The sequence below is a fragment of the Proteiniclasticum sediminis genome (genome assembly GCF_018128025.1).
In the GTDB taxonomy this organism is placed as follows: Bacteria; Bacillota; Clostridia; order Clostridiales; family Clostridiaceae; genus Proteiniclasticum; species Proteiniclasticum sediminis.
This window is the reverse complement of record NZ_JAGSCS010000011.1, coordinates 61,066-75,294: the sequence shown is the minus strand read 5'-3', so window position 1 is coordinate 75,294 and position 14,229 is coordinate 61,066. Positions and strand designations below refer to the sequence as shown.

Annotated in this window: 14 protein-coding genes; 2 read left to right on the top strand and 12 right to left on the bottom strand. The window is 54.5% G+C overall.

Features of this window, described 5'->3' with window-relative positions:
* Positions 1 to 32: 32 nt before the first annotated feature.
* The 8 genes from KCG48_RS09220 to KCG48_RS09185 form a co-directional block, all read right to left on the bottom strand.
* Positions 33 to 761, bottom strand: coding sequence for an ABC transporter permease (locus KCG48_RS09220; protein ID WP_211801518.1), 729 nt, complete (start codon positions 759 to 761; stop codon positions 33 to 35).
* Positions 758 to 1,675 (bottom strand): ABC transporter ATP-binding protein, encoded by a 918-nt coding sequence (locus KCG48_RS09215; RefSeq protein WP_211801517.1) that lies wholly within the window; start codon positions 1,673 to 1,675, stop codon positions 758 to 760. The genes KCG48_RS09220 and KCG48_RS09215 overlap by 4 nt, the downstream gene beginning before the upstream one ends.
* Positions 1,672 to 2,820, bottom strand: coding sequence for an ABC transporter permease (locus KCG48_RS09210; protein WP_211801515.1), 1,149 nt, complete (start codon positions 2,818 to 2,820; stop codon positions 1,672 to 1,674). Before KCG48_RS09210 ends, KCG48_RS09215 begins: the two co-directional genes overlap by 4 nt.
* A gap of 23 nt (positions 2,821 to 2,843) precedes the next feature.
* Positions 2,844 to 3,791, bottom strand: a complete 948-nt coding sequence (locus tag KCG48_RS09205) for a glycine betaine ABC transporter substrate-binding protein (protein ID WP_211801513.1) — start codon at positions 3,789 to 3,791, stop codon at positions 2,844 to 2,846.
* A gap of 391 nt (positions 3,792 to 4,182) precedes the next feature.
* Positions 4,183 to 4,872 carry a helix-turn-helix domain-containing protein gene (locus tag KCG48_RS09200; RefSeq protein ID WP_211801510.1) on the bottom strand — a complete coding sequence of 230 codons (690 nt, stop codon included), beginning with the start codon at positions 4,870 to 4,872 and terminating at the stop codon, positions 4,183 to 4,185.
* 16 nt (positions 4,873 to 4,888) lie between these two features.
* Entirely contained in the window at positions 4,889 to 5,272 is a 384-nt protein-coding gene (locus tag KCG48_RS09195; protein ID WP_211801509.1) for a DUF3783 domain-containing protein, read from the bottom strand.
* 42 nt (positions 5,273 to 5,314) lie between these two features.
* Positions 5,315 to 5,827 carry a peptidylprolyl isomerase gene (locus KCG48_RS09190; protein ID WP_211801571.1) on the bottom strand — a complete coding sequence of 171 codons (513 nt, stop codon included), beginning with the start codon at positions 5,825 to 5,827 and terminating at the stop codon, positions 5,315 to 5,317.
* A gap of 334 nt (positions 5,828 to 6,161) precedes the next feature.
* Positions 6,162 to 8,060, bottom strand: coding sequence for a type I glutamate--ammonia ligase (locus KCG48_RS09185; RefSeq protein WP_211801508.1), 1,899 nt, complete (start codon positions 8,058 to 8,060; stop codon positions 6,162 to 6,164).
* 187 nt (positions 8,061 to 8,247) lie between these two features.
* On the opposite strand from KCG48_RS09185, the gene murI reads away from it, so the two are divergent.
* A complete protein-coding gene (gene murI, locus KCG48_RS09180) occupies positions 8,248 to 9,027 on the top strand; it encodes a glutamate racemase (protein ID WP_211801570.1) in 780 nt (259 codons plus the stop codon).
* A gap of 51 nt (positions 9,028 to 9,078) precedes the next feature.
* On the opposite strand, the gene KCG48_RS09175 is transcribed toward murI, so the two are convergent.
* Positions 9,079 to 9,864, bottom strand: a complete 786-nt coding sequence (locus tag KCG48_RS09175) for a hypothetical protein (RefSeq protein ID WP_211801507.1) — start codon at positions 9,862 to 9,864, stop codon at positions 9,079 to 9,081.
* 21 nt (positions 9,865 to 9,885) lie between these two features.
* Complete coding sequence (locus KCG48_RS09170; RefSeq protein WP_211801506.1) at positions 9,886 to 10,788, bottom strand: aldo/keto reductase; 903 nt, start codon at positions 10,786 to 10,788, stop codon at positions 9,886 to 9,888.
* Positions 10,789 to 10,954: 166 nt separating this feature from the next.
* Here KCG48_RS09170 and KCG48_RS09165 point away from each other — a divergent pair, with 166 nt between their 5' ends.
* On the top strand, positions 10,955 to 11,170 hold the full coding sequence (locus KCG48_RS09165; protein WP_211801505.1) for a hypothetical protein: 216 nt from the start codon (positions 10,955 to 10,957) through the stop codon (positions 11,168 to 11,170).
* A 215-nt stretch (positions 11,171 to 11,385) separates the two neighbouring features.
* On the opposite strand, the gene KCG48_RS09160 is transcribed toward KCG48_RS09165, so the two are convergent.
* The gene (locus KCG48_RS09160; protein ID WP_211801499.1) at positions 11,386 to 13,611 is read right to left on the bottom strand and encodes a heavy metal translocating P-type ATPase; all 2,226 of its coding nucleotides are present in this window, start codon (positions 13,609 to 13,611) and stop codon (positions 11,386 to 11,388) included.
* A gap of 51 nt (positions 13,612 to 13,662) precedes the next feature.
* A complete protein-coding gene (locus KCG48_RS09155; protein ID WP_211801497.1) occupies positions 13,663 to 14,106 on the bottom strand; it encodes a CopY/TcrY family copper transport repressor in 444 nt (147 codons plus the stop codon).
* Positions 14,107 to 14,229: the final 123 nt, after the last annotated feature.

The following is a 14,229-nucleotide window of genomic DNA, read 5'->3' as shown; positions in this document are numbered from 1 at the left end:
TGTGTCCCTCGGGCCCGTTTCTGTCTTGATTTTCAGGCGCGGAGCAGCCTGTCCTGGAGATCGCTGAGAAAGAGCTCCGTGATCACCGCCAGGAGCGTCACCGGAATGGAGCCTTCCAAAATCAGCACCAGATCAAAGGTTTTTACCCCATTGACCACCAGGACGCCCAGGCCTCCCGCCCCCACGGCGGCGGCTAAAGTGGCCGCGCTGATGTTGATCACCGTGGAGGTGCGAATACCGCCCAGGATGGCCCCCAGAGCCAGGGGAAGCTTCACCTTCCGGTAGACTTCCGCCGGGGTCATCCCCATGCCCTCGGCCGCCTCCACCACATCCCGGGGCACTTCCTCAATGCCCACCACCACGTTGTACACGATGGGCATGAGGGCATAGAGGGTAAGGGCGATGAGCGCCCCTTCCATGCCATAGCCCACCACGGGCACCGCCAGGGCAAGAAGCGCCGCAGAAGGAAAGGTCTGCATGAGGCTGACGATTTTTAACAGCGGCGCCTTGAAGGACGCTCCCCCTTTGGTCGTCACCAGGATCCCCAGGACAAGCCCCAGGGTGATGGCGAGAAAACTGGAGATGCCCACCATCTGAAGATGCTGAAAGAACAGCTGATGAAGAGGCGTTCGGCTCCCGCTGCTGAACTTGGAGGTGAGCCAGCGGATGAGGAGGGCCTCAAAGGCCTGATCATACACCAGCATGGCACCCAGAAGGAGGCAGAGCAGCAAAAGAACCCCATGACGAAGACGAAATCTCATGCCCGATCCCCCCTCATGGCACGGAGGATCCCCTCCAGAGAGAGGCTCCCGCCCGAGAGGGGCACCCGGGTAGTCCCGTGTAGGAGCATGGCCGACAGGGCATCCTTCAGGGTGCAGTCCGGGGAAAGGACTTCCCCTTCCACTGGAATTTCCTCCCGGTAGTCCTTTCCGGAAAAACGCTGCAGGAGGCTCAGCACGCCTTCTCCGCCTAAAAATTCCCGGACAAAGGCATCCTGGGGATGACGGATCATATTCTCCGGTGTATCCAGCTGGACGATTTCGCCGTCGCGCATAATGAGAATCCTGTCCCCAAGGAGGAGAGCCTCCTCCACATCATGGGTGACGAAGAGCACCGTTTTCTGGAGTTTTTGCTGAATGGCCCGGAACTCCTTCTGGATCCTCACCCGGTTCAGCGGATCCACAGCGCCAAAGGGCTCATCCATGAGAAGGATATGGGGATCTGCCGCCAGGGCCCGGGCAACCCCCACCCGCTGGGCCTCTCCTCCGGAAAGTTCCCGGGGACGCTTTTTCAGGTAGCTGGGGTTAAGACCCACCAGCTCCAGAAGCTCCAGGGTCCGGGCTGCCGTCTTCTTCTTGTCCCACTTCAGGAGTTCCGGCACCGTGGCAATATTGGCCGCCACATCCATATGGGGAAAAAGCCCCGTGCTCTGAATGACGTACCCCATCTTCCGCCGCAGGTTCTCCACCCGGAAGCTGTCGATATTCTCGCCCTCGATGTAGATCTCCCCGGAGGATCGTTCCACCATCTTGTTCAGGAGGCGAAGGGTAGTGGACTTCCCGCAGCCCGAAGGGCCCAGGAGAACAAAAAGCTCTCCCTTTTCCACGGTGAGGGACAGGCTTTTCACCGCTTCAAATCCATCATATTCTTTCGTGACCTTCTCCATGCGGATCATGCCTCATTCCTCCTCAGCGCTTCTATCAGTTTCTTCATGATGTGGTCCATGACCAGGGTAATGACGACAATGGGGATGACCCCCAGAAGGATCAGGTCCGGAGAGGCTTCCGCCAACCCGAGAAATACAAAGGTCCCCAGCCCGCCGCCCCCCACAAGGCCCGCCAGCACGGCGCCGCCAAAGGCTTGGACCAGGGAGATCCGAACGCCGGTGAGAATCAGGGGAAAGGCCAGGGGAAGCTCGATCCTCCGCAGGATTTCTCCAGACGTCATCCCCATGCCCTGGGCCGCCTCCACCACGCTCCGGTCGATGGCCGTGAACCCCACCAGGGTGTTTCGCGCCATGGGCAGGAGGGAATAAAGACTAAGGGCCACAAAGGCCGGCGCCCAGCCGATGCCGCTGATGCCCAGCCCCTGGAATAGGGGGAGCTTTCCCAGAAAGGACAGGGGGACCAAAAGAATGCCAAAGAGGGAAAGACTGGGGATGGTCTCCACAATGCTGAGGGGCACCATGATGCCGCTCTCGAAGCTTCGCCGGCGATAGGCTGCATAGCCCAGGGGCGCAGCTACGAGAAACCCCGCCAGCACCGAACCGAAAGCCAGGAAGAAGTGGGTGGCGAGGCTTTGGCTGAACTGCCCCTGCTTGATGCGAAACTCCTTCACCAGGGAAAAGGCATTGAAGTCTCCCCGAAGAAGAAGCCCCAAAAGAAGCAAAAGGACCACGCCGAAGGCGAGGCGAAAAGTTCGCTTCTCCCCAGGGCCTTCATCCGCCGAAAGACCCAGAAGAAGCCCCGAGGAGAGAAGGAGGAGATAGAGTCCCGAAGACAAGGTTATGCGCTGGGCTCCTTCCCCGGGAATCGCCGAAGGCTTTCCCAGGGCCAGAAGCAGTAGGAGAATCCCCCAGGCCAGGAAGGTCAGGAGAATTGCGCCTTTCGCTTTTCTTTGACGCTTTCCCCCAAGGAGAAGGAAGACCAGGAGAAAAAGTAAGCCCGAGAGGAACGCCGGCCACCCCAGAAATTGAGGTGCGGTATAGCGCACCCCGCTGGCAATCCGGTTGGGCTTCACTTCCACCAGGGGCAGGAAAAAAAAGGCCACAGTCCCTGTGGCCGCAAAAATCATCTGCGGGAGATCCCGACGTCGTTCCAAAATTCCACCTCATTCCCATGCTGCTACTTCAGAATTCCCTTCTCTTTCAGGAATGTCCGGGCCACTTCCTTGGGGGAAAGCCCGTCGATGATCACCTGTTTGTTCAGGGACTGGAGATTTTCCTTGGTCAGAAGGGCAAAAATTTGCTCGGCGATTTCGCCCACTTCCGGATACTTATCCAGCACTTCCTTGCGCACAATGACCGAAGGTTCATACACCGTGGGGATGGACAGGGTGTCCTCCAGAATGACGAGCTTCAGATCCGCCAGGGAGCCGTCCGTGGCATAAGCCAGGGCCACATTGACCCCGTCGGTGCCGTTGGCCAGGGCCTTTAGGGTTTCCGCGGTGTTTCCGTGGGGAAGGAGGATCAGCTGATCCGGTTTTAGCTTGAACCCATAGGCCTTCTCCATGCCCAGAAGCCCGGCTTCCTTTTCGGCAAAGAGCTGGGAGGTGATGAACTTCACGGGTTTCCCGGCATTGACATACTTCGCAAAGTCTGCCATGGTCTTGAGCTGATTTACCTCGGCAAAGTCCTCTTTCACCGCCAGAGCCTCCGTATTGTTGGCCTTCGCTGGCTCCAGCCAGATCAGCTTGTTCTTGTCGGCATCGTAATCCCGGATGGTCTCAAACCCTTTTACCCGATCCCGGAAGGTGTCTTCCTTGGCCCCTTCCACATAGAACTGGCCATTGCCCGTATAGTCGATGCCCATGTCCAGCTCGCCCTGGAGCAGGGCATTGCGGTGGACATCGGGGGTGCCGAACTGCACCTTGTCCGTCATGAGGTACCCCTTGTCCTCCAGGGCCAGAAGGAGCATATTGCCGAGGATGCCACCCTCCGTGTCCACGAAGGAACCCAGGGTAATGGGGTCATTGGGGTTTTTCACTTCTTTCTTTGGGTCGCTGCTGCAGGCGGCCAGGAGGCTCATGGTGAGCACGGCCGAGGACAGGATGGCCCATATTCGTCGTTTCATGGTCATTCTCCTCTCTTTCCTCCGGTGATTCCTGAAGGAAACCGGATTCTTTCTGATACTCTCATTATATCGGGAGAATAGATGACGAGGGGAAGTTTTCCTGAACTTTCCGAGAAATTTGAGTGAACAGCAGCGCCAAGGTTATCCACAGTTTTGCAGATATTTCGTGATATCACGGTGAATAACCCCTGGAGGAAGAATAGTTATCCATAGAAAAGCCATTTTTGTCCACAATTTGTGGATAAGTCTCGAGGGAATATTCGCACAACGGGAAAACCCTTTGATCACGAGGTGTGATGAAGAACAAAAAAGCTGCGGACTTTTCCACAGCTTTTTTGCGCTCTTGTTGATGATTTGAAAATCCCTTTGGAGGATTCCTCCGATTTCTCCTTTACAGGGTGATCTCCACTTTGTAGATCTTTCCTAAAGGCTTCACTTCTTTCAGCGGGGCCACCTCGGACTTTTGGCTGTCGGGATACCAGGTGAGCTCCACATTGCCGTTGTTCAGGTTCCGGACTTTGCGGAGCAGGTTCTTTCCTTTGTACTCCACCAAAAGGATCGCGGAGCCGCTGATCTCCTTGACCTCCACCGCTGAGAGCACATCGCCCGTGCGGATCCGAAAGCCCTTCATGTCGTCATTGTCCACCTTCAGCTGGAAGACCTTGTCCATGGGATGGCCGTCAATTTTCTTGCCCTCCACCACATGGCTCCGATGGGAAAGGGGGCCACTCATGGGGTAGCCATACACCGGCACATTCTTGATGTTCTCCCCAAAGGCCTGATTCCACAGCTCATTCACCGGAGTGGCCGGAGCCGCATAGGTTTCCTTTTTCACCTGGGGGCGCGCCTTTTCCGGAGCCTCGTCCTGTACGGACGCCTCCAGGGAACCCAGGCCCAGGGGACCGGCTTCCTTCTTGAATACTTTGTTGAACCGTTCCAGGAACGCTTCATTCACCACACGCCGTCCCTGCTCCACCTCGTTGATGAAGCTTTCGGAAACCCCCAGCTTTTTGGCCAGCTGCTTCAGGGACATATTGGCGTCCAGTCTTGCTTTTTTCAGTTCTTCGCCTACTCTTGCCATGTTTTCACTCCATTGGTCATTTCATTTGCGCTCTGCGCTCTTTCTCGATCTGACGGTTTTCTTCCCGTTCCTCCAGCAGATGACCGATCATGCTGTTGAACCTCCACGTCAGATTGGTTTTGGTGATCACAGCCATGATGGCACCAAAGACATGCTCCCGGCGGATTTTGGAAATCACGTCCTTCAGCTCGTCGTTGGTGTCATACCCGGCGAAAATCATAATTTTCACTTGGCCCATGGGTTCTCCCTCATGGGGCACGGCCTGATCGTCCAAGAGTTCCTGCAAAGTGCCGCCGCCGTTGGCGTTGTCCACTTCCTTCAGGGTCAGTCCTTCCGACCGCAGCCGGTCCTTTTCCTCCGGGCTCAGCCCGTAGATCAGTACTTGTCGATGATTTGTCATATTGCGCTCCTGTTTTCGGTATTTAACACACATTCCGAAAGCTTAGAGAGTTTCCGGTTCGCCAATCTCCTCCGCATGTTCCACGGTCACCTTTTCCATGACCTGGTCCACTCTGGGCATATCCCGATAGTCCCGGTCTACCCGGGCAATGTCCAGGGCATTGTCCAGTCCGTCGATAATCTTGCCGAAGGCGGCATACTGGCCGTCCAGGTGGGGGGAATCGGCCACCATGAGGAAGAACTGGCTTCCTGCGGAGTCATTGTGCTGGCTGCGCGCCATGGAAATGACCCCGGTGGTGTGTTTCAGGTCGTTCTGGAACCGGTTGGCCCTAAACTCCCCTTTGATCTTGTAGCCAGGACCGCCGATGCCGACGCCCTGGGGGCATCCGCCCTGGATCATAAAGCCGGGGATGACCCGGTGGAATTTCAGTCCGTCATAGAAGCCTTTCTTCACCAGGGAGACAAAATTGCGCACTGTATTGGGGGCAACCTCGGGGTAGAGCTCCACTTTGATTTCTTTGCCGGTATTCAGCTTTATCGTGACGATGGGATTCATAGTTAAAGCACCTCGTTTCATCTATTTGCTTGATTTCCCTTCCATTATACCAAGAGTGAAGAAGAATTCAAAAAAAAGTAAAGCCCCCTATTGACGCGAACACATGTTTGTCTTACAATAAAAACAGAACAGTAGTTCGCAGTGCATCATCACTGCACCTGGACAAACCAGTCTTCCCCTGGGATGTCCCACTCCTGAGAGGCCTCGGGCGATTTCAGGACTCACCCCTATATTCATGACCCCGAAGGGGGTTTCTTTTTTTGCCCAAAATCATGGTGCGCCCTCCCTGACGGGAAGGCGCACTTTATGGTTCTATGAGGATTCTTTAGGAGGTTTACACCAGTTCCAGGAGGTTATCCCGATAGTGCTTGTAGGCTTCCCGCAGGTCATTGATGGTGCTGTACATTTTCTTCTGCAGCAGGGAGAGGGTACTGTAGTCTTCCGCACAGAGGGCGTCGCGCATCTGGTTGAAGATTCCCTTTTCCACATCCGTGTCCTTCATGAGGGAAATCTTGATCTTCTGCACTTTTTCCCAGTTGGCCCGGTCATTGAGGAACTCCTCATCCCGGTGCAGTTTTCTGCAGGAACGGATTTCATTGATGAAGCTGGGAATGATTCGGTGGTTGAGCTCCGTGTACCACTTGTACATGAGACCCTCTTCATAGCTCTCCAGAATCTGGTCGGTGAAGACGCCATGGCGTTTCAGCACCTCAAGCTTCTCCGGGTACTTGCCGAAGGCCTGGACATTCTCAAAGACGGTTTCCGGCACCACCCCGAAGTACTGTTCCCGCTCTTCATCGGTGAAGTCGTCAAAGACATCCTTCTCCGTACGGTATGCCCGCTCCTTCTTCAGGTAGCCAAAGTCTTCTCCCGGGGCCTTGGACAGCTCCGCCAGAAGATCCGCCGGTGCCTTGTCTGCCGCATAGAGCACGCCGTCGCTCATGGCCATGAGCAGGGAGGCGATGCAGAGGAAGGTGTTGGTATGGGGGTTGGGGGAACGCAGTTCGAAACGGGTGGCCATGGGGTTATTTTCATCCCGGATGAGGCCAATGAGGATGGTTCGGTTTCGGGACGGAATCTCCGGGGATCGGCCCAGGGAGGACACGATGGAGATGGGCGCCTCATAGCCTTTTTTCAGCCGCTTGAAGGCTTCGTTGGAGGAGGTAACAAAGGGATTGATCACCTCATAGTTGTGGAGAATGCCCATGAGGGAGCCGTAGCCCAGACTGCTCATGAACTGATCCTTGCTATTGGGGGTGAAGAGATTGATCCGCTTGCCGTTTTTCAGCTTCAGGGATGCGCCCATGTGGGTATGCTCGCCGCTGCCGGCGATCTTGTCCAGGGGCTTTGCCAGGAAGGTCACTTCCAGTCCATAACGGATGAAGACTTCCCGGACCAGGTTTCGGACGAGCATCTCATAGTCTGCGGCGATTTTGGGGTCATTGAACCGCCAGTCAATTTCCAGCTGCTCCAGAACGCCGGAGAATTTTCCGGAATCCGTGAGCTTGGCCCGAACGCCGCCCACTTCCTTGTGGCCCATTTCCGGCTCCAGGCCGTAGAGCTCCATGATCATGAGGGTTTCTTCAATGGCACTGCGCACGGCGCCGCGGGTTTTGCTCCAGTACTGTTCTTTCAGCTCCTGGGAAGTGCTTAAGGCTTCGATGTCCCCATGGGTGCTGGGGGATTTAACCCAAAATTCCAGCTCCGTGGCCGCGGTGACCTGAACCTCCGCAATATCCTCTTCGGCAAATCCGAATTCGCTGCAGAGGCGTGGGCTCTTCTTGAACACCTCCCGGACATTCCGCTTGAAGTCATTTTCTGCTTCCTGGAGAATATGGCGGGAATCCACAGCCTTGCCCTCATGGTAGAGGAAGCAGGGGATCTTGATCGTGCCCACACTCTTTCCGTTTTCGGGATCGCTGAGCTCAGTGTTGTACTCCACGTACCAGTTGCAGTCCGTATCGGCCACCATATCCACCTTGGCGTTGTTCAGCGTGGCGATTTTCGGCAGAAATACAGAGGATCCGTCGGTCTGGGCTGCGGTGCCATGGAGAAACTGCTGGAGATCCTTCCGGAACAGTTTCACGGGAATCTTCGCATCGGTCTCATGACCAATGAGATCCACGGCGGCGATGGAGACAAAGCGAATTTCCGGATGGGCATCCAGGATCTGGATGAGTTTTTCTTCGTTCAGCTCTTCCCGGTGTATGGTGTAGATCAAGTCCTTACTCAACAATATCAACCCCTTGTCTTTTATGTTAAAAGTTTACTCTTGCCCCGGTGCACCGTCAAATCATTTCTCCCGGGGTAACGATTACACGGCCCATTATTGTGAATCTCACAATTTGTATTGATTCCCCTGATTTGCTAAAATGGAGGAGACGATTATCAGAAATCAGGTTGTCAATTGGAGGCATCTCATTATGGCAAATAATCAACCCATCGGCTTCTTCGATTCCGGCGTGGGCGGGATCAGCGTGCTTCAGGCCGCCGTAGCCCTTCTGCCCCAGGAGGACTTCATTTATTATGGGGATTCTGCCAATGCGCCCTACGGCGATAAGACCGTGGAGGAGATTCAAGGGCTCACCGCCCGCGCCGTGGACTTTCTCCTGGCCAAGGGCTGCAAAGCCATTGTGGTGGCCTGCAACACCGCCACCAGCGCCGCCATCGACCTGATCCGGGAAACCTATCCCCAGATCCCCATCATCGGCATCGAGCCGGCCCTGAAGGTGGCCATGGACCACACTTCCCAGGGGAAGGTCCTCGTCCTGGCTACCCTTCGGACCCTTCAGGAAAAGAAGTTCCAGGATCTCAGCGACCGCTATGCCCAAACCCGTACCGTGATCCGCCGCCCTCTGCCGGGCCTGGTGGAAATCATTGAAAAGGGCGGGGATTTTCAGGAGAAGAGTTTTCAGTTTCTCCAACGGGCCCTGGCCGATGTGGACAAGGATGTCTCTGCTGTGGTTCTGGGCTGCACCCATTACCCCTTCATCAAGCCCTCTTTGCGCCGCCTGTTTACCGGGGACACCCTCATTGTGGACGGCAGTGAAGGAACCTCCCGGCATCTTCGGGATGTGCTGGCGGAAAAAGGACTTCTTGCCGAAGCCGGCCATCCGGGAAGCGTGACTTTCTACAATTCCTCTCCCGATCCTTCCATGATTGATCTTTCCCGGGCGCTCCTTCAGGAGGAAGCCCGATAGGAAAAGTCCCTGGACACCGCCTTTTGGGGCCGTATCCAGGGACTTTCTTCGTTACTCCAGAATGAAGAGCTTCAGGGCTTCCTCTTCCGTATACATCTTCAGCCGAGCCATTTCCTGCAGGGCATAGTTGTCGATGGAGCGCTTGGCCGTGGATTTGATCTTCGTATCGATGGTCTTCACCGCCTCCATGTTCTTTTCCCCCACGCGAATCTCAAAACGCTTTCCGTTTTGCAGGGTGAAGGTGTAGTTCAGGCGATGGTCCTCCCCTTCCAGGGTGGTGGAGGCATCCACCTGGGCCACGTCGAGATAGGTATAGGCCCGGGTGGTGAGAAGCGTTCGGTCCACGATGGTGAACTCCCGAAAATCCGTGAACCGGAAGAAAGCGCTGAATCCCACCACAGCCAGGAGAAATCCGGCCAGGACGGCCAGCCATTTCTGGCCCACCTGGAGCTTGCCCCGCCGGTTGAAGAGGGAGATGAAGGCGATGACCGCCAGCACCGCCCCCGCGGCCATGAGGAGCGTTCCCACCGCCGGGGTTAAAAATCCGCCTTTTCCCAGGAACACCAGGGAATCCTCGGCACGGAACACCGCCGTCCGGATGGTGTCTGCCAGGAGCGCAAAAACGGCCAGTACCGTCAGGGCTCCCAGGGTGAACTTCATCTTGGAGAACCGGGGCTTTCCCTTTCCTCCGCCAGCGTCCACCAGGACCTTATCCACTTCCACCACTTCGTTTTGACTGTTTTCCACGACCTCCGCTTTTTTTGCCCCATCCAGGGCCTTGGAAGATTCAAACTTTTCTTCGCCTAAGATAATCTTTTCTTTTTCCTGATCGGCCATAAGCCACCCCCGCTGTTCTTGTTATGGTAAGTTCTTTCCCATGGATGCTTTATATACCGCCAGCCACTCTTCGGCGGTAAACCGAAGGGGCAAGGCATCCAGGGCATTCTTGATCCGGTCCAGTCTTCCCGAGCCCACAATGGGAAGAATCTTCCCCGGATGACTCAGAAGGAAAGCATAGACCAGAGTATCAATACGGTTTTCGTTGAACCGCTCCCCCACGGCCAGGAGGGTTTTGCGCACCTGATCCACCCGTTCACTGGTATGGCTGAAGATGTCCCCGCCGGCCAAGGGCGACCAGGCCATGACGGGCATTTTCCGGATCATGGCGTCATCCATGGTGCCGTCTTCAAAAACCGAGAGCTGCAGGGGAGAAATCTCCACCTGATTGGTCACCAGCGGCATCTTCAAAGCGGAACTGAGAAGGGCCACCTGGGAGGGCTTGAAGTTGGACACGCCAAAGTTTCGCACCTTTCCCGCCTGATGAAGCTCCAGAAAAGCCTCCGCCACTTCTTCGGGATCCATGAAGGGCGAAGGACGGTGAATGAGAAGAAGATCCAGGTAATCCGTACCGAAGTTTCGGAGTGACTGCTCCGCCGACTCCACAATGTGGGCTTTGGTCTGATCATAATGATGGCTGGTGTACTGGGGCCGCTGAGCGCAGGGGAACACTATGCCGCACTTGGTGATTATGGTCAGCTGTTCCCGAAGACCCTTTTTCCGCTTCAGGGCTTCTCCGAAGGCTTCCTCGCAGGAAAAGCCGCCGTAGATATCCGCCGTGTCGATGGTGCGGATCCCCAGATCCGCCACCCCTTCGATAAAGTTCAGGAGCTCCTCAGGGGAGAACTTCCAGTCGAGTAAACGCCAGTGCCCATGCACTATACGGTCCATGGTGAGGGTATCTGAAAATCGGATGGATTCCATGTGCCGATCTCTCCTTTCCATATGGTTTCATTCTCATTATAGCCTCAACCCCAGGGAATGTTCAAATATTCATCGAATTTTCAATCCATTCATCATTTCTTTTCAACCTCGTCATCTCCTTGGGGTTTTTTTTAGGGTATGATGGAAGAAAAGCAGGAGGCACATTATGGAAAAAGAGCCCAAGCCCATGGAACCCCTCGTGGAGGACGCCGCCTCGGATTTTGAGGCGGGAAACCTCAACAAATATGACTGTCTGAAACTGAAGGAGAAGAATCTCCACATCACCACCACGGAAAAGGAGTATGTGGATCCCGCGGATGACGAGGTGAAGAACATTGAGGATCACCCCTGCGTGGACCAGGAAGAGCTGAAAAATCGCTGACTTAAACTCCCAAAGAAAAACCCCAGATGGCTTCTCTCCCCACACCAACTCATCTCCACCATAAAACCCATGGATGATTTACCCAAATCGGGTCATCCATGGGTTTTTCTTTGCTCTCCCTTTTTGGGGATGGTTGGGCATTCTCGGGACCGCTGATCTTCCTCAGGAGACGGGAAACCCTTAATCGGAATCCGCAGCGATCTCCTCCTGATGCTTTAGGCGATTTTGAGCAATCGGGCATTCACCGCACAGATGATGGTGCTGACGGACATGACCGCAGCTCCGATGGCCGGGGTAATGACAACCCCTTGATGGGCCAGAACTCCTGCCGCAAGGGGAATGGCCAGAATGTTATATCCCGCAGCCCAGATCAGATTTTCAATGGTCTTTCGGTATGTGGCTTTCGACAGTTTGATCAGGTTCAGCACATCTCGAGGATCGCTGTCCACGAGAATGACATCGGCAGTTTCCATGGCAACATCTGTCCCCGCCCCGATGGCGATCCCCAGATCGGCTGTGGCTAAAGCAGGAGCATCATTAATGCCATCGCCCACCATGGCTACCTTTTGGAAATCCTTCTGCAGTTCCTGGAGATGCTTTGATTTTTCCTCCGGCAGCACTTGGGCGTAAACTTTCGACAGACCCAGTTCTCGGCCCACATAATCCGCTACTTTCTGGTGATCGCCCGTCATCATGATGGATTCGATCCCCATTTTTTTCAGCTGGGCGATAACTTCCTTCGAGGTGTCCCGGATGAGATCAGCCACGGCGAGCATCCCAAGAAGTTCCTCTTCTTTCGTGACAAACACAACGGTTTTCCCCTGGGAAGACAGCTGCTCAAACCCCGCCACGTCATAAGCGATATTTCTTCTGGCCATTTCGCCTGGACTTAAAATATAGTAGGTTTCCCCCTCCAGATCCGCTTTCAGCCCCGCACCCGTGAGGTTTTCATAGTTGCTTGCTATTTTCAGGGCAATTCCCTTTGCCTTCACATCCCGCACAACGCCTTGGGCAATGGGGTGATCCGACAGACTCTCCAGGGAACCGGCAATCTGTAGCAGTTCTTCGGCTTGAACGCCTTCTTGAGGGACCGTATCTGTAATTCCAAACTCCCCCATGGTCAGGGTGCCTGTTTTGTCGAAGACGATGCGGCGGATCTTCCGGGCTTCTTCAAATTGCGTGCGATTTCGGATGAGCAGTCCTTTTCTTGCTGCAATGGATGTGGACACGGTATTCACCAAAGGCACGGCAAGACCCAGGGCGTGGGGACATGCAATCACCAGAACCGTGACCATGCGCTCCATGGCAAGCGGGGTATTCCCGTTGATCATCCAGTAGAGAAACGTCAGCCCTCCGGAGAACACGGCAATGTAGAACAGCCATCCGGCTGCTTTTTCTGCTAATCCTTGGCTTTTTGATTTTTGAGCCTGCGCTTCCTGTACGGTCTTAATGACTTGGGCTAGATAAGTTTCTTCGCCCAGACGCTCCACTTCGGCAATGAGGACCCCATTCCCATTCAAGGAGCCGCCAATAATTTGCATCCCGGGCGACTTCTCCACGGGTACCGACTCTCCAGTCAGCATGGACTCATTCACGGCAGAAAACCCGTCAATCACCTTGGCATCCGTGGGGACTTTTTCTCCGGATTTCACCATGATGCGGTCTCCCCGCAGCAGCTCCTTGATGGACACATCGAGGATCGCCCCATGCTCATCCACTTTATGCGCCACATCCGGCATGAGCTTCATCAGCTCTTCCAGCGCTTTTGACGCTCCCATCTGGGAACGCATTTCAATCCAGTGGCCCAGGAGCATGATGAGGATCAGGGTGGATAACTCAAAATAGAACTCCGATCCCGCGATAAAGAATGTCGTCAGGGTACTGTAGAGATAGGCGGCAATAATGGCCAGACTGATCAGCATCATCATTGCCGGTTTTTTCGTTTTGGCTTCACTGACCGCTCCCTTCAGAAACGGAAGCCCACCATAGAAGAAAACGAGGGTGGACAGGGCGAAGAGAAGAAATTTGGATCCTGGAAAAACCAGGTGGTAGTCCAAAAGCATTTGGAACATGTTGGAGAGGAGAATAATCGGAATACTGACGACCAGGACCACCCAGAATCGCTTTTTGAAGTCCTGAATCATCATCTCGTGGTGGCCCCTGTGCCCTTCATGGCTATCCATGTGGTCGGTCATGGCGTGATGCTCATGATGACCTGTGCCATGCTCCTCCTTCATGGGGTGGTGCTGTGCATGATCTTCCTTTATGGGGTGGTCATGCCCATGATCCATGGGCTTCTGGTCATGGCCGGCAAGGGGTATCCTCGTCGAATCCATCTCCTGGGCATGGTGATGGGTGTCATGGTGGTGTTCGGGCATTTTATTCAATGCTTCGCGAAGAGCCTCTTCGGCTGTTTGGATATTCTTTTCCGTATTTTTCATTTTCTTCCTCCTCTGCTTTTCAGCGCTCGAAAGAGTTCACCTCTGTTTTCCTTACTTCCTGTGGTGTTCGCATTGGCAAGGAGTACATTGACAATGCAGTTCTTCAACACCTTGTTTAGCTTGAAGGATCGCCGTCAGGGACTCGATATCTCCTACGCTCAGTTCATAACGATCAAGAAGTTTTCCGAGAAAATCCCCAGTCTTCATGGTACAGATTCGATCAAAAAGCTTGTCCGCTGCCACGAGGTTGCAGCTTTCTTCGGTGACTGTGGGTTGATAGAAGTTCAATCCATTTTCTTTCACCGCTTGAAGATACCCTTTCTCCACCAGTCTGCGAATCAGGGTTTTCGCAGTGGACTCGTTCCAGCTTAGTTTTTCTTGAAGTCCGTTAATTATATAGCGTCCGAAGGCCCCTTGATGGGCCCAGACAATTCTCATGACCTCCCATTCGGCATCACTGATGGCGGATGGGGGCATCGTTTCCAAAATACTCATCTCTTCTTCCTCCGATAGTTTACAAATGTAATCTTTGCCTTTAGTCTACATTTGTAAATTCAAAATGTCAAGCTGATCTTTGTAACTTTTCCATGATGAAAGGCGGGACTTAGTTTAAGAAGC

Bases quoted from the DNA above. Each gene is read 5' to 3' on its own strand.
- KCG48_RS09190 (WP_211801571.1), bottom strand. From the start codon at position 5,827: ATGAATCCCATCGTCACGATAAAGCTGAATACCGGCAAAGAAATCAAA.
- KCG48_RS09160 (WP_211801499.1), bottom strand. From the start codon at position 13,611: ATGAAAAATACGGAAAAGAATATCCAAACAGCCGAAGAGGCTCTTCGC.
- KCG48_RS09220 (WP_211801518.1), bottom strand. From the start codon at position 761: ATGAGATTTCGTCTTCGTCATGGGGTTCTTTTGCTGCTCTGCCTCCTT.
- KCG48_RS09165 (WP_211801505.1), top strand. From the start codon at position 10,955: ATGGAAAAAGAGCCCAAGCCCATGGAACCCCTCGTGGAGGACGCCGCC.
- KCG48_RS09155 (WP_211801497.1), bottom strand. From the start codon at position 14,106: ATGAGTATTTTGGAAACGATGCCCCCATCCGCCATCAGTGATGCCGAA.
- KCG48_RS09215 (WP_211801517.1), bottom strand. From the start codon at position 1,675: ATGATCCGCATGGAGAAGGTCACGAAAGAATATGATGGATTTGAAGCG.
- KCG48_RS09170 (WP_211801506.1), bottom strand. From the start codon at position 10,788: ATGGAATCCATCCGATTTTCAGATACCCTCACCATGGACCGTATAGTG.
- KCG48_RS09175 (WP_211801507.1), bottom strand. From the start codon at position 9,864: ATGGCCGATCAGGAAAAAGAAAAGATTATCTTAGGCGAAGAAAAGTTT.
- KCG48_RS09195 (WP_211801509.1), bottom strand. From the start codon at position 5,272: ATGACAAATCATCGACAAGTACTGATCTACGGGCTGAGCCCGGAGGAA.
- KCG48_RS09200 (WP_211801510.1), bottom strand. From the start codon at position 4,872: ATGGCAAGAGTAGGCGAAGAACTGAAAAAAGCAAGACTGGACGCCAAT.
- KCG48_RS09205 (WP_211801513.1), bottom strand. From the start codon at position 3,791: ATGAAACGACGAATATGGGCCATCCTGTCCTCGGCCGTGCTCACCATG.